Below are 20,857 nucleotides of genomic sequence, written 5' to 3'. Positions count from 1 at the left end.
ATTGTGTGATTCTACTAGACGACCGGTCTAATAGCCGATGCGGCCAGGACCGGTTTTCACGGGGTGCGCGAGCACCCGAACCTCACCGATAAAGGAACGCCGATGAAGGTACTGATCGTTTTGACCTCGCACGAAGACCTCGGCAACACGGGCAAGAAAACGGGCTTCTGGCTGGAGGAGTTCGCCGCGCCGTATTACGCGCTGCGCGACGCCGGCGCGGACCTCACGCTCGCTTCGCCCAAGGGCGGCCAGCCGCCGCTCGATCCGAAGAGCAGCGACCCTTCGGCGCAAACCGACGCGACGCGCCGTTTCGCATCCGACAAGGATGCACAGGCGGTGCTTGCCAATACGAAACGTCTTGCCGACATCGACGCGAGCGCGTTCGACGCCGTGTTCTACCCCGGCGGCCACGGCCCGCTGTGGGATCTGGCCGAAGACCCCGTTTCGATTGCGCTGATCGAAAAGACGATTGCGGCGGGCAAGCCCGTCGCTGCCGTTTGCCATGCACCGGGCGTGCTGCGTCACGTGAAGGGGGCAGACGGCAAGCCGCTCGTGGCGGGCAAGTCGGTCACCGGTTTTTCGAATGACGAAGAAGCGGCCGTGCAGTTGACCGACGTCGTGCCGTTCCTCGTCGAGGACATGTTGAAGGCGAGCGGCGGCCAGTACTCCAAGGTCGCCGACTGGCAGCCGCACGTGGTCACCGACGGGCTGCTCATCACCGGGCAGAACCCGGCGTCGTCGGAGCCGGTTGCCGAGGCCCTGCTCGCGGCGCTGCGCCAAGGCTGATCGCGCCGCCGATCCGCACCGCAACGCGGGCAAGCGCGCGTCACGTACGTTTGCCCGCCCGCAGTCCCTATTTCCTTTTCCTTTCGGCAACGCTGCGAGCGCCGCTCGCAGCGGCTGCGCGGCTGTGTGTGGCCGCGAGGAAATCCCGTTTTCGCCAACCGGCGCAGGCCGCGCGCAGCGCGACATGCGCCAGAAAGGAGTGCTGTAGATGTCCGCATTGTTTGAACCGTTCAAGCTCAAGGGTGTGTCCCTGCGCAACCGCATCGCCGTGCCGCCGATGTGCCAGTACATGGCCGTCGACGGCGTGATCAACGACTGGCACCACGTGCACTATGCGCAGATCGCGCGCGGCGGCGCGGGGCTCGTGATCGTCGAGGCCACGGCGGTTTCGCCCGAAGGCCGCATCACGCCCGCTTGCGCGGGGCTGTGGAACGACGCGCAGGCCGAGGCGTTCAAGCCCACCGTCGCCGCGATCAAGGCGGCGGGCGCGGTGCCCGGCATCCAGATTGCGCACGCGGGCCGCAAGGCGAGCGCGAACCGTCCGTGGGAAGGCGACGACCATATTCCCGAAGGCGACGCGCGCGGCTGGCAGACCATCGCGCCTTCGGCGATCGAGTTCGGCGCGCATCTGCCGAAGGTGCCGAAAGCCATGACGCTCGATGACATCGCGCGCGTGCGCGAAGACTTCGTGGCGGCCGCGAAGCGCGCGCTCGACGCGGGCTTCGAATGGCTCGAACTGCATTTTGCGCACGGCTATCTCGGCCAGAGCTTCTTCTCGACGCATTCGAACCAGCGTGACGACGCCTACGGCGGCAGCCTCGAAAACCGCAGCCGTTTCCTGCTGGAAACGCTGGCCGCGGTGCGCAAGGTCTGGCCGGAACACCTGCCGCTGACCGCGCGTTTCGGCGTGATCGAATACGATGGACGCGACGAGGAAACGCTCGCCGAATCGATCGAACTCGCGAAAGGCTTCAAACGCGAAGGGCTCGACATGCTGGGCGTGAGCGTGGGTTTCTCGACGCCCACCGCGCAGATTCCGTGGGCGCCCGCGTTCCTCGCGCCGATCGCGCAAAAGGTGCGCCGCGCGGCCGGGCTGCCGGTGTCGTCGGCGTGGGGCATCGGCACGCCGGAACTGGCCGAGCGCTCGGTGGCGAAAGAGCAGCTCGACCTCGTGATGGTGGGCCGCGCGCATCTCGCGAATCCGCACTGGCCGTACTTCGCGGCCCAGGAACTGGGCGTCGAGCGTGCGGCGTGGACCTTGCCCGCGCCGTACGCGCACTGGCTCGAACGCTACAAGGTCGGCTGAAACACGCCGAATGTTGCCGATCGGCAAAACCGCTGACGATGAGGGAATCCCGATGACCGTCTATGTGTTCGCGAGCCTCACGCCCAAGGCCGGGCATGTCGCCGAAGTCGAAGCGCTGATGCGCGAGATGGTTTCGCACACGCGCAAGGAGCCGGGCAATCTGCGCTACGACCTGCTGCGCCGCGCCGATGGCGCACCGGGATTCCATCTGTACGAAGCCTATGTCGACGAGGCCGCTGTGCAGGCGCATCGCGACAGCGCGCACTTCATTACGTATCGCGCGAAGATCGGTGCGTGGGTGACCGAGCCGCCAGAAGTGAAGGTGCTCTCTGGCGTGGATGTCGCGGACTGAAACCGCGTTTGCGTGCTGGCCGGCATGCCGGCCGGCGCAGGACGCCGCTTCGCCGCGGCGTCCTGCTTTTACATCGCGCGCCGCTTAGCTCGCGAAATCGAGCACGACGCGGCCTTCAATTGCACCGCGCTCCATGCGCGCGAACACGTCGTTGATGTTCTCCAGCTTGTCGGTGGAAACGGTTGCCTTGACCTTGCCTTCCTGCGCGAAGATCAGCGACTCTTCGAGGTCGAGGCGTGTGCCGACGATCGAGCCGCGCACCGTGACGCCGCCCAGCACCATGTCGAAGATCGGCAGCGGGAAGTCGCCGGGCGGCAGGCCGTTGAGCGACACCGTGCCGCCCCGGCGCACCATACCGAGCGCCTGTGAGAACGCAATGGGCGAAACGGCGGTGACGAGCACGCCATGCGCGCCGCCGATTTCCTTCTTCAGATACGCGGCGGGGTCGGTGGTTTTCGCGTTGACCGTGACGGTCGCGCCGAGCCGCTTCGCGAGTTCCAGTTTCGCATCGTCAACATCGACGGCCGCGACATTGAGCCCCATTGCGCGCGCGTATTGCACGGCCATGTGGCCGAGCCCGCCCACACCGGAAATCACGACCCAGTTGCCGGGGCGCGTGTCGGTGACCTTGAGTCCCTTGTAGACCGTCACGCCGGCGCAAAGCACGGGCGCGATCTCGATGAAATCGACGCCCTTCGGCAACAGGCCGACATAGTTCGCGTCGGCCTTTGCGTATTGGGCGAAGCCGCCGTTGACCGAGTAGCCGGTGTTCTGCTGTTGCTCGCAAAGCGTTTCCCAGCCGCCGAGGCAATGCTCGCAATGGCCGCACGCCGAGTAGAGCCACGGAATGCCCACCCGGTCGCCTTCCTTCACGTGCTTGACGCCGGCGCCCACGCCCACCACATACCCCACGCCTTCGTGGCCGGGAATGAACGGCGGCTGCGGCTTGACCGGCCAGTCGCCATGGGCTGCGTGCAGGTCGGTGTGGCAAACGCCGCACGCCTCGATTTTCACGAGCAGTTCGCCCGGACCGGGCGTTGGGACAGCCACCTCCTCGAGAACGAGGGGTTGACCAAACGCGCGGACTACTGCTGCTTGCATCGTCTTGTTCATCGTCGGGCTCCTTGTCGATCCAGAGTCAGCGCTTTCATGCTCGCTCTGGACACATGCATGGTTGAGTGGCGGCGTGCGACCGGATGCGTTGCGCATCGCGGTGTCGCCGTGCGTTCGCGGCTGGCTTTCAAGTGTGAGGGAAACCCGTTTCGCCTGCGATGAGAATGCGCAAATTCTGGTCGCCCTGGCCGGAAAGTTTTCGAACGATCTTCGGGTAAGTTCTGGTGAACACCGGCAAATGAAGAAAGGGCGTTGAGCCCTATCCCTGGCGGAGTCTCGTGCACCGGGGGCGAGACATGTGCGACAGCCTGTCACGGCACGAACAACGACAAAACCGCATGCCAGACGAAACCCTCTTCGAGCGCGCGAGCGAGCGCCATGTCGCCGGCGACCTGCCGGGCGCGCGCCAGTTGTACGCGCAACTTCTTGCCGACGACGCCGCGCACGGGGCGGCGATGTTACGCCTCGGTGTCATTGCCTTGCAGGAGGGCGCGGCGGCGGGCGCGATCGAGTGGCTTCGGCGTGCGCTCGCGATCGAACCGGGCCAGCGGCGCTACCGCGAAGCACTGGGCCAGGCGTACACGATGGCCGGCCGCCACGAAGAAGCGGCGGCGATTTATCGCGGCCTGCTCGCAGACGATCCATCGTCCGCGGATCTTTGGTGCGGGTTCGCCTCGGCGTGGCAGGCGCACGGCGCGCTCGCGCAAGCGGCCGATGCATGGCGAGCGGCGCTGCTGCGCGACGCGCACCGCGGCGACGCCTGGAACAACCTCGGCAATTGCCTGCGGCTGCTGGGCGAACCGCGCGAAAGCGAGGCGGCATATCGCCGCGCACTCGCCGTGCAACCGGGCGACGCCAACGCGCTCACGAACCTCGGCACGCTGATGCAGGAAGAAGGGCGCGAGGACGAGGCGCTGGCATGCCTGCGCGACGCACTGGCCGCCGCGCCCGGCACGGCGGTCGCGATGATCAATCTCGGCGTGCTGCTCACGCGTCTCGGGCCACTGGACGAAGCGTTGTCCCTGCTCGAACGCGCGATTGTGCTCGAACCTCACCTCGCGCCTGCCGCGTACAACTATGGCGTCGCGCTTCAGGCGCAAGGCCGCTTGCGCGACGCCGGGGCGCAATATCGCCGCGCTTTGGCGCTCGACCCGGCGCACGCGGAAGCGGCCTGCAACCTGGGCAACGTTTGCCGCGATCTCGGCGAGCACCGGGCCGCGCAGGAGGCGTACGAAACGGCCATTCATGTGCGGCCGGATTTCGTCGACGCGTACAACAACGCCGCCAACCTGATGCGCACGCTCGGCGGCCTCGACGAGGCGCAAGCGCTGCTGCGCAAGGCCCTCGAACTCGATCCCTCGCGCTCGGCCACGCTCAACAACCTCGGCAACGTGCTCAAGGACGGCGGGGATCTGGATGAGGGCATCGAGTGCTTTCGCCGTGCTGTGACGAGCGAACCCGGCAACCTCATCGCGCACAGCAATCTCCTGTACGCCCTGTCGTTCCAGGTCGCCGATCCGCATGTGATCCTCGACGAGGCAAGACGCTGGTCGGCGCAGCACGAAGCGCCACTGCGCCAGGAGCGCACGCGCGCGCATGGAGAATGGGCCGAGGGACGGCGGTTGCGCATCGGCTACGTGTCGGCCGATTTTCGTGAGCATTGCCAGGCGTTGTTCATGACGCCGTTGCTCGCGCATCACGACCGCACGCGCTTCGAAATCCATGCGTATTCGAGTGTGGTGAGGCCCGATGCGACAACTGCGCGTCTCGCCGCGCACGTCGAAAAGTGGCGCGACGTCCGCACGTTGAGCGACGCGGCGCTGGCGGACAGGATTCGTGCGGACGGCATCGACATCCTCGCCGATCTCACCATGCACATGTCCGATGGCCGGCCGCTGGTGTTCGCCCGCAAGCCGGCGCCGGTACAGGTCGCGTGGTTGGCGTACCCCGGCACGACAGGAATCGGGGCGATGGATTGGCGCTTGACCGACCCCTGGCTCGATCCGGGCGTGCACGACAGTCACTACAGCGAGCAGTCATGGCGCCTGCCGCATACGTTCTGGTGCTACGACCCGCTTGATCCGGATGTCGAAGTGAATCCGCTGCCGCCCTTGACGGCGGGCAGCGTCACGTTCGGCAGCCTGAACAACCCCTGCAAGCTCACGGATGCCTCGCTGGCGATGTGGGCCGGCGTTTTCGAGCGCTTGCCCGCCGCGCGCCTTGTGCAGCGGCTGGTGCGCGCCGGCATCGATCCGGCGCGCGTGCGCTTCGTGCCGTTCAGGCCGCGCGAGGCGTATTTGCGCAACTATCACGAGATCGACCTCGCCCTCGACACGTTGCCGTACAACGGCCATGCGACGTCGCTCGACGCGCTCTGGATGGGCGTGCCCGTCGTCACGCGCGTCGGGCCTACGGTGGCGGGGCCCGCGGGCCTGAGCCAACTGGCGAATCTCGGCCTGACCGATCTCGCCGCCGGTTCCGACGAGACCTTAATGGCGATGGCGGGGAGTCTCGCGAACGACCTGCCACGGCTCGCGCGGCCGCGCGCGACCCTGCGCGAGCGCGTGGCGGGGTCGCCGCTCATGGACGGAGAGCGGTTCGCGCGCGGCATGGAGCATGCTTACGAGGGCATGTGGCGCGCGGCGGCGCGATGAAGCGATCTGGCGCGTCAATCCATCCGATTTCGTGCCCAATGCGCCGCCAGGCACGCGCGGCGAACTTCCCGCGCGCCGCGCTGCAAGCTGCCGGGTCGCGCCGCGCCTATGCCCCAATTCGCGCGCCGTCCGGCCCCACGCGTGAGATCCATCCGGAATGCCAGCGCGAGTGAGCGATAACCGATCCATCAGAATCCGATGGATTGGTGCTGTCTATGTGGTTGATTTGAAACAATTTTTATTGGACTATCCAAAGCCGGTCCAAAACGATCAGCCTGTTTTTACCTCATTCCACTCACGCCCGCGGTTGTCGCGGTAAAGCGCGGTCATCAGTACGTTCTTGTGGCCGAGATGCGCTTGGGCAAATTTTGGGCTGCGCTCATCACAGTAGAGGCGCGCCGCGAGCGAATTTCATGAAAGGATGGGGGCGTATTGCCGTCGGGGGCGACTACCTCTGCAAGATCTCGGAACTTGACGAGCACCGTCGTGAAGCAGCCAAGCTTCGGTCTGTCACCGGGCTCCGCCGCGCCTTTGCTGATCACGTGCTTCGACAGTAGTTCTCGCGGCACTCGCTCAGCACGTCCTCTATCGTGAGGCCGTCGAGCGCTGCCAACCCGAGCGTCACCGGAATCCTCAGCTTTGTCTGCCCCTTGCTCTTTGACTGTTCGACCCATACGCAGCCATCGCGCACGTCGTTGAACTGCAACTTCGTGATGTCCTCGCGGCGCTCGCCCGTGAGCAGCACAAGCAGGAACGCGCGCGCGGCCAATGCCATCGCGCGGTTCTCGCGCTTCATCCTGAATCAGCGTCGGTGGGAGGACGAGCTGCCGCTGGACGAAAGCGAGCTGACTGGGCATGACGGCGACGGCGCGCTGTGATGGGAAAGCGCGTCAGGCATCGGTACGCTGGGCAAGCGGCAGAACCTGCCCGCGACACCGAACGAGCTGATGCCGGACTACCTGATTCGCGTGGCGGAGGCGGTAGAGAAAGGGACGTGGATCGACTGCGTGCTGAAGCGCGAGCAGGACGGCAATCCCAAACGCTATCGGAAGATCATCGCATATTTCGGCGACGCGCTCTTGTCGCGAGATTTTTACGCTTGATCTTTACGATTAGGAATCCTCATATGACCAGAGGAAAGCGACTTTCGATCACGCATCGATGCGATGCTGAAGAAGGTGCGCAGATCGTGGCCCGCGTCGATCGTGCGCGCACTACTCGTCGGCGGGTGCGCCTTCGAATCGCCCAACACACACTTCCAGCTCGCAGCCGGTTGCTTCCAGTTGCCGGCGCGCGCGGCGAGCGACGGCACGATCCAGTTACCGTTCGGTCCACTTGTGCCGCGCTCGAACAAGTGAGCTATGAGCTACTTCTTTGACCCGTCAGGCCCACGCCGCGACGCGACAGTTCGTCGCCCAGCATCCGGGAACCAGCGTCATTGAGGTGGCCGTCGTCACGATAGAGGGGAACATCGTTGTACACCGGGCTGCAGGTGTTGGCGGTGCAGATGACGGAATCGGGATCCAAAAAGGTTACCTGCGGGTAGGCCGCCTTCACCTTGGCGAGATAGTCTGGCATCGATGGCCTACGCGGGACGGTGCAGTCTCTTTGCTTGCCATACATAACCACCCGCAGCGGGCATTCGGCGGCGTGAGCAATTGTCTGGTTGGGGAGGACGATTGTCAGGTGTGCATTGGTGGTCACAATTGCGCGCACGGAGGCGTTGACCGCCTGTCCCAACTTTCCATCGGGGTCGTTCGCAGGCCAATGCGCGGCGAGGATTACGAGGCGAAAGCGACTTCGCTCGATGAGGCTATATTGGAAATCGTTTCGGGCAATGCACTTCGCAGCGTAGGACGCCTTACGCTGATTCGAATATCCAAGGATTGGCGGGCATCCATCCATCGTGTAGTCGCGAAGAGTGATGTGGTCTTGCGAAGCCAACGCGTCGATCATTGACGTAAAGTGATTGGCGTAGGAGTCTCCGATCAATATCCCCTGAACATCTCCGGCCGGTTTCCCAATGACGCACCGTGTCTGAGGAAGTGCAGCGTAGTTTTGGGTGCTTACGTGGCAGCCAGCTCTGATTTGGTCCGGTCGTTGCGATTCAGCGCGATCATACGCAAGAGTGCGGTCGCTCCAACGCGCTGGCAAACCACTCGACAGAACGCAAATGATCGAGAAGCCGAGCACGAGCGCCGTAGTAGGCACATACCGTTGAATGATAAATCGAGGGAAGGAAAGTTGTTTGTCAGCATTGCGAAATGGTTTTTCGATGTATTTCCACGATATATAGCCAATCAACAGCGAGCACATCAGAATGGTCAAATTGACTGCGATAGTCGACTCGATGCCGTAATAGCTTACGAATGCAATGATTGGCCAATGCCAAAGATAGACGGAATAAGATATCAGCCCAATAAATTTTAGCGGCGAGCATGAAAGAAATTTCGTCAAATGACTTTTCAGATTCAGCCCGCTAAATATTAGAAATGCTGCCGCAGCGACGGGTATTGCCGCGACTAGACCGGGGAACGGTGCGGTATCGTCAATGATCACCATCGACGCGGTGATCAATGTGAGTCCAGCGAATCCTAGGGAGTTTTTGAATATGGCGCTGCATCGATGGTGATTGAATGAGGTCAAAAAAATGGCGAGCGCTGCGCCAGCGAGTGGCTCAAAGATTCGCGTTGGAAGCAAAAAGTATGCTGCGCTTTGGGCATAACGTACGCCGAATTCAGAAATCGCTGTGGCGACGAGAAGCAGTATGATACAAAAGACGATTCTCGATCGACCACTGCGCTTCGTGAGCGCAAATAACACAAACGGCCAAATGAGATAGAACTGTTCTTCGACGGCGAGTGACCATGTGTGCAACAAGGGAGCCTCCGAAGCCCCGCCGTTGAAATATCCGCCATATTCATGCCAGAGGTAGATGTTTGAGAGGCCAAACATTGCGAGAGCGGCCGATTTGGCCAGCTTGACAAGGTCGGCTGGTGAAAGCAGGAATAGACCGACGGCACATGTTACGATCAGCATTGAAAATAATGCCGGCAGCAGGCGCAGGATACGGTGTCGGTAAAACATAGTTAATTTGAAATCTCTATCTTCTATCCGGGTTAGAATTTGATGAGTAATTAGATATCCAGATATAACAAAAAAAATATCTACGCCAATAAATCCACCGGGAAGGATATTTTTATCGAGATGGTAAATTAAGACAGCCAGCACAGATATTGCTCTGAGGCCGTCTATGTCTGGCCGGTATTCAAATTCATGCGAACTACGAAGAGATACTTGCACTCGATGCCTCTCAGTCGTCGTTGTAATTCACGCTATTGAAGCGGAGAAGGCGATCGAAAATCTATGCGGAGGGTCAAAATTGCATCAGATTGTCGGGGAGTAGGGAAAGTTGGCTGTGCCGACACGCGGGCCGAGCGTCAGGCGCACCTTGTTCGATGAGCACGATTTTTTTCGCTGGCGGCGGATCTTCCATAAAAGGCGCAAGACCGCGGCCGTCGGATAGGTGTTCTGGATCTCGGCAAGCGCTGCCGCTATGAGTGACGGCGCTGGCGATGAGGGCGTGACATGATGGCAAGAATACTGTATAGCTATACAGTATGCTACCATCATGCAGCATGACGTTGGATTCGGGCTTTTGGTCGGCCGCGCGATCCAAAATGCCTCTGCAAGTGTTTGATTCTATTGGTGCACGGATGTGGAAATTCGTGCCGTGCAGCGGCAGCTGAAATCGACCTAACCAACTGATTCAATTGCCAAAATTGCCGTCCGATAGAACGATCCGAATCCGCGGTGCCCGCCAGCACAACCTCAAGAACCTCGACATCGACCTGCACACCGGCGAAATGACGGTCGTGACCGGGCCTTCGGGCTCGGGCAAGTCGAGCCTCGTATTCGACACGCTGTATGCGGAAGGCCAGCGCCGCTACGTCGAAACCTTCAGCGCCTACGCGCGCCAGTTCCTCGACCGCATGGACCGGCCGCAGGTCGATCGCGTGGACGGCGTGCCGCCCGCCATCGCCATCGACCAGACCAATCCCGTGCGCAGTTCGCGGTCCACGGTCGGCACGATGACCGAACTGAACGACCATCTGAAGCTGCTCTACGCGCGCGCCGCGAACCTGTTCGACCGGGTAACGGCGCAGCCGGTGCGGCACGACACGCCCGAAACGATTTACGCCGAGCTGATGGCGCGCACGGTCGTGGGCGATCCGCGCCTCGTGGTCACGTTTCCGGTTGAGTTGCCCGACACCACCACCGAGGATGAAGTCACGCAATGGCTTTCGGCGAGCGGCTATACGCGCGTGCAGGCGCAGCGCGAGGTGAAGACCGCCGAAGGCACGCGCAAACTGCTCGACGTGGTCGCCGACCGCTTCCGCATGCAGAACGTGGAGAAAAGCCGCGCGGTGGAGGCGATCGAGGCGTCGCTCAAGCGTGGCAGCGGGCGCGTGAATGTCTACGTGATGGCCGACAACGATGAACAAGCGCCCGCCGAGCCGCAGATCTGGCGCTTCTCGACCGGCCTGCATTGCCCGGACAGCGATTTGCGCTATGCGGACCCGCAGCCCGCGCTTTTCTCGTTCAATTCGGCCTACGGCGCGTGTGAAGTGTGCCGCGGGTTTGGCCGCGTGATCGGCGTGGACTGGGGGCTCGTGATTCCCGACGAGCGCAAGTCGCTGCGCGGCGGCGCGATCAAGCCGCTGCAAACGCCGGCGTGGAAGGAGTGCCAGGACGACCTGATGCGCTACGCGGCCAAGGCGGGCATTCCGCGCGACACCGCGTGGTCGGAGCTGACTGAGCCGCAACGCGACTGGGTCATCAACGGCGCGCCGGACTGGAAGGGCAGTTGGCAAACGCAGTGGTACGGCGTGAAGCGTTTCTTCCAGTATCTGGAATCGAAAGCGTACAAGATGCACATTCGCGTGCTGCTGTCGAAGTACCGCAGCTACACGCCGTGCGAGACCTGCGGCGGCGCGCGCCTGAAGACCGAAGCCTTGCAGTGGCGTCTCGGCACGCAGCAGAACGCCGACGAAGTGCTCGCGCCTTCGGGGCGCTTCCTGCCGCATGGCGTGGACTGGACGCGCGCGCAGCTCGAAGCGCTGCCGGGCCTCACGGTGCATGACGTCATGCTGCTGCCGATCGAGCGCATCCGCCGCTTCTTCGACAATCTTTCGCTTTCCTCATCATTGCTCGACGACGCGCTCAAGCTGCTGCTCGAGGAAGTGCGCACGCGTCTGAAATACCTGTGCGACGTGGGGCTCGGCTATCTCACGCTCGACCGCCAGAGCCGCACGCTCTCGGGCGGCGAAGTGCAGCGCATCAACCTGACTACGGCGCTCGGCACCTCGCTCACGAAAACGCTGTTCGTGCTGGACGAGCCGAGCATCGGCCTGCATCCGCGCGACCTCAACCGCATTGTCGAGGCGATGCATCGCCTGCGCGACGCCGGTAATACGCTCGTCGTAGTCGAGCACGACCCTTCGGTCATGCTCGCGGCCGACCGTCTCATCGACATGGGCCCCGGCCCCGGCGAGCGCGGCGGCACGATCGTCTACGACGGCACGCCCAACGATATTCGCACCTCGGGTACCTTGACGGGCGAATATCTGGGCGGCCATCGCGCCGTTGCCGACGCTTCGCACTGGGAGCGCCGGCCGGTCGATACGTCCACGCCGAACCTGCTGCTCGAAGGCGCGAGCGAGCACAACCTGCGCGATGTGACCGTGCAGATTCCGCTCCAGCGCCTCGTGTGCGTGACGGGTGTCTCGGGCTCGGGCAAGTCGACGCTCGTGCAGGACGTGCTGTATCCCGCGCTCGCGCGCCATCTGGGCAAGGCCACGGAAGCGCCGGGCACGTTCCGCAAGCTGAGTGGCGCGGAGCAGATCAGCGACGCCGTGTTCGTCGACCAGTCGCCGATCGGCAAGACGGCGCGCTCGAACCCGGCCAGCTACGTGGGCGCGTTCGACGAGATCCGCAAGCTGTTCGCCAAGGCCACGCTTGCGAAGCAGCGCGGCTACACGGCGGGCATGTTCAGCTTCAATTCGGGCGAAGGGCGCTGCCCGACCTGCGGCGGCTCGGGCTTCGAGCACATCGAAATGCAGTTCCTGAGCGATGTGTATCTGCGCTGCCCCGATTGCGACGGCAGCCGCTATCGCGCGGAAGTGCTGGAAGTGAAGATCGAGCGCGGCGGCCGCACGCTGTCGGTGGCGGACGTGCTCGACCTCACCGTGAGCGAAGCGGTGCAATGCTTCGCTGAGGATGCCGAAGTATTGCGTGTGTTGCAGCCGATCGTGGACGTGGGCCTCGAATACGTGAAGCTGGGGCAGCCGGTCCCGACACTGTCGGGCGGCGAGGCGCAGCGCCTCAAGCTCGCGGGCTATCTCGCCGAAACCGCGCAGTCGCGTGGCAAGGAAGGCGGCGGGCGCCTCTTCATGTTCGACGAGCCGACCACGGGTCTGCACTTCGACGACATCGCCAAGCTCATGCGCGCCTTCGGCAAGCTGCTCGCGGGCGGTCATTCGCTGCTCGTGATCGAGCACAATCTCGACGTGATCCGCGCGGCCGACTGGCTGATCGATCTCGGCCCCGAAGGCGGCGATGCGGGCGGCGAAGTGGTGTGCGTCGGCACGCCGGACGACGTGATCGCGTGCCCGCGCTCGCATACGGGCGCGGCGCTCGAACGCTACGAAGCGTCGCTCGGCAGCAGCGCCGAGTTGCTCGCCGAGGAAGAGGGCGTGGCGCTGCAAACCGCGCTGCGCGCGGCTCAGGCGCGCCGCGAAGTGCAAGGGGAGGATGTCGTGCGCATCGTGAACGCGCGCGAGCACAACCTCAAGGCCCTGGACGTCGATATTCCGCACGGCCGCTTCAACGTGATCACCGGCGTGTCGGGTTCGGGTAAATCCACGCTCGCGTTCGACATCCTCTTTCACGAAGGGCAGCGGCGCTACCTCGAATCGCTCAATGCGTATGCGCGTTCGATCGTGCAGCCCGCGGGCCGCCCCGAAGTCGATGCCGTGTACGGCATTCCGCCGACCGTCGCGATCGAGCAGCGTCTTTCGCGCGGCGGGCGCAAGAGCACGGTGGCCACGACCTCGGAGGTGTGGCACTTCCTGCGTCTGCTGTATGTGAAGCTCGGCGTGCAGCACTGCGTGCATGACGGCGCGCCCATTACGTCGCAAAGCGTCGATGCGATCGTCGCGCAGTTGTTGCGCGAGCATCGCGGCCAGCATGTGGGCTTGCTCGCGCCGCTGGTCGTCAATCGCAAGGGCGTGTACACCGATCTCGCGAAGTGGGCGAAGGCGCGCGGCAATACGCATCTGCGCGTGGACGGCGAGTTCGTGCCCGTGGCGCCGTGGCCGAAGCTCGACCGCTTCCGCGAACACACGATCGAGCTGCCCGTGGGCGATCTCGTGATCGAGCCGGAAAACGAGGCGCAATTGCGCGCGATGCTCGACGCGACGCTCGAAGCGGGCAAAGGCGTGGTGCATCTGCTCGCGCCGCTCGACGGCCTCGATCACGCGCTCGGCAACGGCGGCTCGACGTCGCGCATCGGCACGGTCAAGGTGCTTTCCACGCGGCGTGCGTGCCCGGTGTGCGGCACGAGCTATCCCGAACTCGATCCGCGCATGTTCTCGTACAACAGCAAGCATGGCTGGTGCACGACCTGCGTGGGTACGGGCCTCGCGCTCACGCGCGAACAACGCGCGGCCTACGACGACACGATCGTCGCCGAAGACGGCCGCGGCCGCGAGCAAACCTTGCCTTCCGAGGAGCAGGAACCCGAAGGCGTGGTCGACGAGCCGTGCCACGATTGCGGCGGCACGCGCCTGAATCCGGTGGCGCGCGCCGTGACGTTCGACAAGCACGCGATCGTCGATGTCGCGCAATGGACGGTGGCGGACACGCGCCGCTGGATCGACACGCTGAAGCTCAATGGCCGCGACGCGCAGATCGCGCGCGACGTGGTGAGCGAAATCCGCAGCCGCCTGCAATTCCTCGAAGAAGTCGGGCTCGGCTATCTGAGCCTCGATCGCGCCGCGCCAAGCCTCTCGGGCGGCGAGGCGCAGCGCATTCGTCTCGCGGCGCAACTGGGCAGCAACTTGCAGGGCGTGTGCTACGTGCTCGACGAGCCGACCATCGGCTTGCATCCGCGCGACAACCAGATCCTGCTCGACGCGTTGCGCAGCCTCGGCGAGAAGGGCAATACGCTCGTCGTGGTGGAGCACGACGAGGACACGATCCGGCGCGCCGATCACATCATCGATATCGGGCCGAGCGCGGGCAAGCGCGGCGGCCGCGTGGTCGCGCAGGGCAGTGTGGCCGATCTCGCGGCGCAGGCCGACTCGATCACGGGCCGCTACCTCGCGCAGCCGATCGTCCACCCGCTGCAACCGCGCCGCGAAGTGCGTCCGGCGCGCGCGGGACGCGAGGCGGTGCCGGGCCAGTGGCTCACCGTGCACGGCGGCAAGCTGCACAACCTGCGCAACGTCACCGCGCAGATTCCGCTCGGGCGCCTCGTGGCGATCACGGGCGTGAGCGGCTCGGGCAAGTCGACGCTCGCGCGCGACGTGCTGCTGTCCAACCTGCTCGACGCGGTGGGGCGCTCGGTGCTGTCGTCGCCTGCCGAGCGCCGCGCGCGCAAGGCCGTGAAGGAGAAAGCGCCGAGCGCGGCGGAGCGCCGTTCGAGCGTGCTCGCGCGCACGAGCGCGAAGCCGAAGCTCGAGGTTGCGCATACGTGGCAGGGCTGCGATTCGATTAGCGGATGGGAAACCATCGACCGCGTGCTCGAAGTCGACCAGACGCCGATCGGAAAAACGCCGCGCTCGTGCCCCGCGACCTATATCGGCGTATGGGACGCGATTCGCCGGCTGTTTGCCGATACGCTCGAGGCGCGCGCACGCGGCTATAGCGCGTCGCGCTTCTCGTTCAATACCGGCGACGGGCGCTGCCCCGCGTGCGAAGGCCAGGGCGTGCGCACCATCGGCATGAGTTTCCTGCCCGACGTGAAAGTGCCGTGCGACGTGTGTCACGGCCAGCGCTTCAACCCGGAAACGCTGGCGGTCACCTGGCGCGGCCGCAATATCGGTGAAGTGCTGACGATGGAGATCGACGAAGCCGTGGAGTTCTTCGGGTCGATCACGAGCATTTCGCATCCGCTGCAACTCATGAAGGACGTGGGCCTCGGCTATCTCACGCTCGGCCAGCCTTCGCCCACGCTCTCGGGCGGCGAGGCGCAGCGCATCAAGCTCGTGACCGAGCTTTCCAAGGTGCGCGACGACGTCACGCGGCGCGGGCAGAAAGCGCCGCACACGCTGTATGTGCTCGACGAACCGACCGTGGGTCTGCACATGGCCGACGTCGCGCGCCTCATCAGCGTGCTGCACCGGCTCGCGGACGCGGGGCATAGCGTCGTCGTGATCGAGCACGATCTCGACGTGATCGCCGAGGCTGACTGGATCATCGACCTCGGGCCGGAAGGCGGCGTGGGCGGCGGCACCATCGTCGCCGCCGCCGACCCCGAAGCGCTCGCGAAGGTGCGCGCGAGCCACACCGGCGCGGCGCTCGCGCCGGTGCTGGCACGCCGCCCAGGCGAGCCGGCGCCGGCGGTTCGGAAGCCGGAAGAAAAGCGGCGCGCAACGGGGTCGGCCGCCGCGCACTGACCGCGCGCAACGGGCCGCAGAGGCCCGTTGCGCCTTGAAACCGCTTGATCTGTGCCGCGCGCGCAAGGTATCATGGGTTCCGCTTGCAGCAAACGTTCGCTCACCTGTAGCGGCGTCACCTGGCGAGCGGAGCAGCGGACTGCCATCCCCTCCGAACCGGTCACGGGTTTTCACGCCCGAACCACCTCATCAGTGCAGCAAGGCTTCGCAGTCTGTTAGCGCGAAGCCTTTGTCTTTTCAGGAAAGTCGATTCGATGCTGATCGTTGCATCGGCGTCTTGCCCTTGACGAAGCGAGAGGAATTAATCGATGTTCGACCTCGATGGAGAGGCGCGCGAACGGCTCATCGTGTGGATTCGACGCCGCATGGAAGAGTACGGCATTACGCTCGAAGAGCTTGAAGCGTCCATTGCCGAAAGCGAAAAATTACCGAAGTACCGCGACGCATATGGCAATAGCTGGAATGGCGAGGGTGAAATGCCAGCGTGGCTCTTGCGCTATAAGCATGCGGGACAGGATATCGAGCATTTTCGCTGTTAGCCATGACGGCGCGCGAGTGTGCGTGAAAACGCGCGCCGGCGTTGCCGCCCGGCCGTTCGCGACGCCTGCTGTAATGCCCGCGCAATGCCGCGGTGCAAGGCATTCTTCAGTGTAGTTTTAAAATACCTTTCAGCACGACGTGGTATTAATCGTGCCGACTAATCGCGCGCGCCCGTTTGGTCCGCGGCGATTTACTATTGCGCTTTTGCAGCATTCACATGCGTGTAATTCGTCAGCCTTTTTGAAATCGCCGGTTGGCCGCGCGGCCAGGCTGGGAGACAATCTCGCCCATTCCCATCTTGCTGCGGCAGGGAGGTTGTCATGGCGATACTCGTGCTGGGCCTCGTGATCTTCATCGGCGTGCATTCGATCCGCATCGTGGCCGCCCCGTGGCGCGCCGCGCAGATCGAGCGCTTTGGTCCCCATGCGTGGCGTGGCGCGTTCGCGCTGCTCTCGATCCTCGGCATCGTGCTCACCGTGTACGGCTACGGCCTTTCGCGCCGCTATCCGGTGCCGATCTGGCTGCCGCCTTTCTGGACCGCGCACATCACGGCGCTCCTCACCGCCATTGCCTTCATCCTCATCGTGGCGGCCTACGTGCCGGGCAATCACTTCAAGCGCGCGCTCGGCCAGCCGTTCGTGAGCGGCGTGGCGCTGTGGGCGTTCGCGCATCTGCTCGCCAACGGCACGCTCAACGACATCGTTCTCTTCGCGGTATTTCTGGTGTGGGCGCTGTTCGAACTGCGCGGCGAGAACCGGCGCGAGCGCGAAGCCGGGGTCGTCTATCCGCCGGGGCAAGTGTCGCGCGACGCGATTGTCGTGGTGGTCGGGCTCGTGGCCTGGGCCGTGTTCGCGTTCTGGCTGCACGGCGTGCTGATCGGCGTGCGCCCGTTGGGCTGAAGCCGATGCGCGCGTAGCTGGAACGCGCCGCGTGCCGCAAAAAAGAAGCCTGCGCATGGCAGGCTTCGCAAGGTACAGCTCGGAGTTCCGCGATCAGATCGCAGTGACGCGATGATAGGGCGCGTTCGTTAAACCCGCGTGAAAGCTGCGCGAAAGTCCAGACGGTTTCAACTGCGCGCCCCGCGATCCATCACAGGTCGAAGAACACCGTTTCGCGTTCGCCTTGCATGTGAATGTCGAACGTGTAGACGATGCTGCCGGCTTGTTCGCTACGGCGTGCGATGAGCGTGTCGCGGCGCGCGGCGGGCACCGACGAGAGCACCGGGTCGGCGGCGTTCGCGGCGGCTTCGTCTTCGAAGTAGATGCGCGTGAAGGTGTGCGTGAGCAGTCCGCGCATCAGCACGATCACGTTCACGTGCGGCGCTTCGCCGGCGTTCTCGCTGCCCGGCTTCACGGTGCGCACGATGAAACGCTTTTGCGCATCGGTGCCGGTGCCCACGCGCGCGAAACCGCGGAAGCCGTTTTGCGCGATGTCTGCGCGCGAGGCCGGATAGCGGCCGTCGGCATCCACCTGCGAAAACTCGAGCATCGCGTCGAACACGGCATTGCCGTCGCCGTCGATCACGCGGCCGATCAGCGTGATGTGTTCGCCCGGCGTTTCAGGCCCGACCACGTCGGCGGTAAAGAGGCTCTTGTAGTCGAAGTCGTATTGCTGCGGACACAGGCCGTATGCGAAGTACGGGCCGACGGTTTGCGAGGGCGTTTCCTTGAGTGCCATGGTTCAACGCTCCGTGGGAGTTTGGTTCGGGCCGCGCAGCACGATGTCGAATTCGTAGCCGAGTGCGAAGCCTTCTTCGGTGGTGTCGAGCGAGAAGCGCGAAATCATGCGCTCGCGTGCGTCTTCGGGCGTGCCCTGGTAGATCGGGTCGAACGCGAGCAGCGGGTCGCCGGGGAAATACATCTGCGTGACGAGACGCGAGCCGAAGTAGTCGCCGAACAGCGAGAAGTGGATGTGATTCGGACGCCAAGCGTTCGGGTGATTGCCCCAGGGGTAGGCGCCCGGCTTGATGGTCAGGAAGCGATAGCGGCCGTCGTTGTCGGTGATCGCGCGGCCCGCGCCGAGGAAGTTGGGGTCGAGCGGCGCGTCGTGCTGGTCCTGCTTGTGGACGTAGCGGCCGGCGGCGTTGGCTTGCCAGATTTCAACGAGCGTGTTGCGCACGGGCTTGCCGCCTTCGTCGAGCACGCGGCCCGTCACGATGATGCGCTCGCCGAGCGGCGCGCCGTTTTTGGCCGCGTTGCGCGTGAGGTCGTGATCGAGCGCGCCGAGGTCGTCGGTGCCGTACACGGGAGCGTGCTGGTTACGCAGCTTTTCCTTCAGCGGAATGAGCGGGAGCGTGGGGCCGCGTTTGACCGACGAGCGGTACGGCGGATAAACGTACGCGGGGTGCGAGTCGAAGTCGCGCGGCGACAGGATGGACTCGTCCATGGGGTGTCTCCTGAGTGGATTATTGGGGGAACGCCACGCGCCGCCGGGAGGGGTTGGGGCGACGCGAGCCGATGCAGCCACTTTATCCAATGCGAAAAGTTATGCAAAATGATGTTTTTTCGTATCTCGTATAACGAATCGTTATGCAAAACCGGCTCGCGGACGGACGCGTCAAATTCCGTCATCTCCAGTGCTTTCTGGCCGTGGCGCAGATGGGCAGCGTGCAGCAGGCCGCCGCGAGTCTGTCGATCACGCAGCCCGCCGTCTCGAAGACGATCGCGGAACTGGAACTGGTGCTCGGCGTGAAGCTGTTCGAGCGCGGTCGCCACGGCGCGGTGCCCACGCGCGAAGGGCAGCTTTTCATGCCGCACGCGAGCGCCTGCGTGAGCGCGCTGCGCCAGGGCGTGGCGCTGCTCGCGCGCGACGAAGGCGCCGTGGCCGCGACGATCGATATTGGCGTGCTGCCCACGGTGGCAACGGCCTTGCTGCCGGGGGCGTTGCGCCACTTCGCGGCGGAGTGGCCGCGCGTGAGCGTGCGCCTCGTGACCGGCTCCAACACGGAACTGCTGGAGCGGCTGAAGACCAGTGCGATCAGCTTCGCCGTGGGGCGGGTGGCCGACCCGGAGCGCATGGTCGGCCTGAGTTTCGAGCAGTTGTACAACGAGCCGCTGGCCGTGGTGGTGCGTGCGGGGCATCCGCTCGCCCAAGGCGCAGGCCTGCCCGCGCAGCTCGCGACGTTTCCGCTCGTGCTGCCGCCGTTCGGCACGTTGATTCGCCAGGCGGCGGACAGCCTGCTCGCCGCCTGGGGCGCGCCGACGCTGTCGGCGTTCGTGGAGTTGCTCTCGGTTTCGGTGGGGCGCGCACTGGCGCTCGAGAACGACGCAGTGTGGTTCGTGCCCGCGGGCGCCGTGGAATATGACCTGCGGCGCGGGACGCTCGTGCGGCTGCCGTTACCTTCCGCGGGTGGCGAGGAGCCGGTGGGCGTGATTCAGCGCACGGATACGCAGCCCACGCCCGCCGGGCGCGCGTTGATCGAGGCTGTGCGGCGCGCGGCGCGCGAACGCGAGGTGGTGCCGGAAGGGGCCGCTACGCCGCGCTCGCGGCGCGCCAGAGCGGCTGGCGGCGGCAAGCGCCCGAGCGGCGCACAGAGCTGAGCCGCCGGGCGCACTCGCGCGTTCAGCGTGCGGGCAGCTTCGCCTTGGCGCGCGGCGCTTTGGACGCGGGCTTGCCCTCCGGGACGACGCCCGCCAGGCGGGCGCTCGTGGCCATCCACAGCACTTCGGCGTCTTCCTCGCTCGTGGAGATCGCCGCATGGCCCGTGCGGCTGTCGAAGTAGAGGCTGTCGCCGGCTTCGAGGTAGGTGGGCGCGTAGAGCTCCGAATACAGGCACACGCTGCCGCTGATCACGTAGAGAAACTCTTCGCCTTCATGGCGGCCCCAGTCGTCGAAGGCATCCAGCGAGTGCGCGGTGATACGGATGCGAAAGGGCAGCATTGCCTTGTGGGCGAGATCCGTGGCGAGCAGCTCCATCTGATAGCCGCGGTACGCATGGCGCTGGCCCGCGCCGCTGCGCGTGAGCGCGCGGCGCCCGCCTGCGTTGAGCTTGGGCGTGGTGCCGAACAGCTCCGCCAGATCGATTCTCAGGCCGCCGACGATCTTCTGGAGCACGTCGAAGGTGGGCGACATCAGCCCGTTTTCGACTTTCGACAAAGTCGAGCGCGAGACGCCGCACAGGCGGCTGGCCGTATCGAGTGTCAGATCCTGGGCGACGCGCGCGGCGCGCACGCGGCGGCCGAGGTCGGTGGTCGCCGGGCTGGCGGATGGGTTGAGCGTGGTGTCCATGGGCGACGTTGGGAGGCTGACGGCCAGCGCGGGTGGCCCGCGCATGGTGTTTCCGATCATATCAAACGCTTGCCCATGCGAAACCCTGGCCGGATGGCCGGGGCGTTGCGCCGTCACCGGTTCCTGGACGCCTTTGGTGCCAGAGTCGAAAATGGAATGATAATCAATCGATTTAATTTAAAGATATTTAAAGATTGAT

At 64.6% G+C, this 20,857-nt stretch carries 16 protein-coding genes; 10 read left to right on the top strand and 6 right to left on the bottom strand.

Annotation, left to right across the window (positions count from 1 at the left end; genetic code table 11):
- Positions 1–102 precede the first annotated feature (102 nt).
- The 3 genes from C7401_RS37355 (at position 103) to C7401_RS37345 (ending at position 2,444) form a co-directional block, all read left to right on the top strand.
- A complete protein-coding gene (locus C7401_RS37355; protein ID WP_112177065.1) occupies positions 103–786 on the top strand; it encodes a type 1 glutamine amidotransferase domain-containing protein in 684 nt (227 codons plus the stop codon).
- A gap of 208 nt (positions 787–994) precedes the next feature.
- The gene (locus C7401_RS37350) at positions 995–2,092 is read left to right on the top strand and encodes an NADH:flavin oxidoreductase/NADH oxidase (RefSeq protein ID WP_112177064.1); all 1,098 of its coding nucleotides are present in this window, start codon (positions 995–997) and stop codon (positions 2,090–2,092) included.
- Between the two features lie 52 nt (positions 2,093–2,144).
- Entirely contained in the window at positions 2,145–2,444 is a 300-nt protein-coding gene (locus C7401_RS37345) for a putative quinol monooxygenase (protein WP_112177081.1), read from the top strand.
- A gap of 84 nt (positions 2,445–2,528) precedes the next feature.
- Here the strand turns inward: C7401_RS37345 and adhP are convergent, their stop codons facing one another.
- Positions 2,529–3,557, bottom strand: coding sequence for an alcohol dehydrogenase AdhP (adhP, locus tag C7401_RS37340; RefSeq protein ID WP_112177063.1), 1,029 nt, complete (start codon positions 3,555–3,557; stop codon positions 2,529–2,531).
- 338 nt (positions 3,558–3,895) lie between these two features.
- On the opposite strand from adhP, the gene C7401_RS37335 reads away from it, so the two are divergent.
- Entirely contained in the window at positions 3,896–6,211 is a 2,316-nt protein-coding gene (locus tag C7401_RS37335; RefSeq protein WP_112177062.1) for a tetratricopeptide repeat protein, read from the top strand.
- Between the two features lie 538 nt (positions 6,212–6,749).
- Here the strand turns inward: C7401_RS37335 and C7401_RS37325 are convergent.
- The gene (locus tag C7401_RS37325) at positions 6,750–7,007 is read right to left on the bottom strand and encodes a site-specific integrase (RefSeq protein ID WP_112177060.1); all 258 of its coding nucleotides are present in this window, start codon (positions 7,005–7,007) and stop codon (positions 6,750–6,752) included.
- A gap of 151 nt (positions 7,008–7,158) precedes the next feature.
- Between C7401_RS37325 and C7401_RS45195 the strand changes: the two genes are divergently transcribed.
- On the top strand, positions 7,159–7,314 hold the full coding sequence (locus C7401_RS45195) for a hypothetical protein (protein WP_181565789.1): 156 nt from the start codon (positions 7,159–7,161) through the stop codon (positions 7,312–7,314).
- A 63-nt stretch (positions 7,315–7,377) separates the two neighbouring features.
- A complete protein-coding gene (locus C7401_RS37320) occupies positions 7,378–7,569 on the top strand; it encodes a hypothetical protein (protein WP_112177059.1) in 192 nt (63 codons plus the stop codon).
- Between the two features lies 1 nt (position 7,570).
- On the opposite strand, the gene C7401_RS37315 is transcribed toward C7401_RS37320, so the two are convergent.
- Positions 7,571–9,514 carry an acyltransferase family protein gene (locus C7401_RS37315; RefSeq protein ID WP_181565788.1) on the bottom strand — a complete coding sequence of 648 codons (1,944 nt, stop codon included), beginning with the start codon at positions 9,512–9,514 and terminating at the stop codon, positions 7,571–7,573.
- 479 nt (positions 9,515–9,993) lie between these two features.
- On the opposite strand from C7401_RS37315, the gene uvrA reads away from it, so the two are divergent.
- The 3 genes from uvrA (at position 9,994) to C7401_RS37300 (ending at position 17,330) form a co-directional block, all read left to right on the top strand.
- Positions 9,994–15,891 (top strand): excinuclease ABC subunit UvrA, encoded by a 5,898-nt coding sequence (uvrA, locus tag C7401_RS37310; RefSeq protein WP_112177057.1) that lies wholly within the window; start codon positions 9,994–9,996, stop codon positions 15,889–15,891.
- A 308-nt stretch (positions 15,892–16,199) separates the two neighbouring features.
- Positions 16,200–16,430 (top strand): H-NS family nucleoid-associated regulatory protein, encoded by a 231-nt coding sequence (locus C7401_RS37305; RefSeq protein WP_112177056.1) that lies wholly within the window; start codon positions 16,200–16,202, stop codon positions 16,428–16,430.
- Positions 16,431–16,751: 321 nt separating this feature from the next.
- Positions 16,752–17,330: an NnrU family protein gene (locus tag C7401_RS37300; protein ID WP_112177055.1), complete on the top strand. Its 579-nt coding sequence runs from the start codon at positions 16,752–16,754 to the stop codon at positions 17,328–17,330.
- Between the two features lie 190 nt (positions 17,331–17,520).
- On the opposite strand, the gene pcaG is transcribed toward C7401_RS37300, so the two are convergent.
- Both pcaG and pcaH read right to left on the bottom strand, forming a co-directional pair.
- A complete protein-coding gene (pcaG, locus tag C7401_RS37295; protein ID WP_112177054.1) occupies positions 17,521–18,108 on the bottom strand; it encodes a protocatechuate 3,4-dioxygenase subunit alpha in 588 nt (195 codons plus the stop codon).
- A gap of 3 nt (positions 18,109–18,111) precedes the next feature.
- A complete protein-coding gene (gene pcaH, locus C7401_RS37290) occupies positions 18,112–18,816 on the bottom strand; it encodes a protocatechuate 3,4-dioxygenase subunit beta (protein ID WP_112177053.1) in 705 nt (234 codons plus the stop codon).
- Positions 18,817–18,959: 143 nt separating this feature from the next.
- On the opposite strand from pcaH, the gene pcaQ reads away from it, so the two are divergent.
- The gene (gene pcaQ, locus C7401_RS37285) at positions 18,960–19,970 is read left to right on the top strand and encodes a pca operon transcription factor PcaQ (protein WP_112177052.1); all 1,011 of its coding nucleotides are present in this window, start codon (positions 18,960–18,962) and stop codon (positions 19,968–19,970) included.
- A 22-nt stretch (positions 19,971–19,992) separates the two neighbouring features.
- Here the strand turns inward: pcaQ and C7401_RS37280 are convergent, their stop codons facing one another.
- On the bottom strand, positions 19,993–20,658 hold the full coding sequence (locus C7401_RS37280; RefSeq protein WP_112177051.1) for a helix-turn-helix domain-containing protein: 666 nt from the start codon (positions 20,656–20,658) through the stop codon (positions 19,993–19,995).
- Between the last annotated feature and the right edge of the window lie 199 nt (positions 20,659–20,857).

Source organism: Paraburkholderia unamae, assembly GCF_003268775.1.
Taxonomy (GTDB): Bacteria; Pseudomonadota; Gammaproteobacteria; order Burkholderiales; family Burkholderiaceae; genus Paraburkholderia; species Paraburkholderia unamae.
Note: the sequence above shows the minus strand (reverse complement) of the source record. Positions and strands in the feature narration are given on the sequence as shown.

Excerpts from the sequence above, each read along its gene's own strand:
- C7401_RS37355 (WP_112177065.1), top strand. The coding sequence starts at position 103 with ATGAAGGTACTGATCGTTTTGACCTCGCACGAAGACCTCGGCAACACG.
- C7401_RS37350 (WP_112177064.1), top strand. The coding sequence starts at position 995 with ATGTCCGCATTGTTTGAACCGTTCAAGCTCAAGGGTGTGTCCCTGCGC.
- C7401_RS37345 (WP_112177081.1), top strand. The coding sequence starts at position 2,145 with ATGACCGTCTATGTGTTCGCGAGCCTCACGCCCAAGGCCGGGCATGTC.
- adhP (WP_112177063.1), bottom strand. The coding sequence starts at position 3,557 with ATGAACAAGACGATGCAAGCAGCAGTAGTCCGCGCGTTTGGTCAACCC.
- C7401_RS37335 (WP_112177062.1), top strand. The coding sequence starts at position 3,896 with ATGCCAGACGAAACCCTCTTCGAGCGCGCGAGCGAGCGCCATGTCGCC.
- C7401_RS37325 (WP_112177060.1), bottom strand. The coding sequence starts at position 7,007 with ATGAAGCGCGAGAACCGCGCGATGGCATTGGCCGCGCGCGCGTTCCTG.
- C7401_RS45195 (WP_181565789.1), top strand. The coding sequence starts at position 7,159 with ATGCCGGACTACCTGATTCGCGTGGCGGAGGCGGTAGAGAAAGGGACG.
- C7401_RS37320 (WP_112177059.1), top strand. The coding sequence starts at position 7,378 with ATGCTGAAGAAGGTGCGCAGATCGTGGCCCGCGTCGATCGTGCGCGCA.
- C7401_RS37305 (WP_112177056.1), top strand. The coding sequence starts at position 16,200 with ATGTTCGACCTCGATGGAGAGGCGCGCGAACGGCTCATCGTGTGGATT.
- C7401_RS37300 (WP_112177055.1), top strand. The coding sequence starts at position 16,752 with ATGGCGATACTCGTGCTGGGCCTCGTGATCTTCATCGGCGTGCATTCG.
- pcaG (WP_112177054.1), bottom strand. The coding sequence starts at position 18,108 with ATGGCACTCAAGGAAACGCCCTCGCAAACCGTCGGCCCGTACTTCGCA.
- pcaH (WP_112177053.1), bottom strand. The coding sequence starts at position 18,816 with ATGGACGAGTCCATCCTGTCGCCGCGCGACTTCGACTCGCACCCCGCG.
- pcaQ (WP_112177052.1), top strand. The coding sequence starts at position 18,960 with ATGCAAAACCGGCTCGCGGACGGACGCGTCAAATTCCGTCATCTCCAG.
- C7401_RS37280 (WP_112177051.1), bottom strand. The coding sequence starts at position 20,658 with ATGGACACCACGCTCAACCCATCCGCCAGCCCGGCGACCACCGACCTC.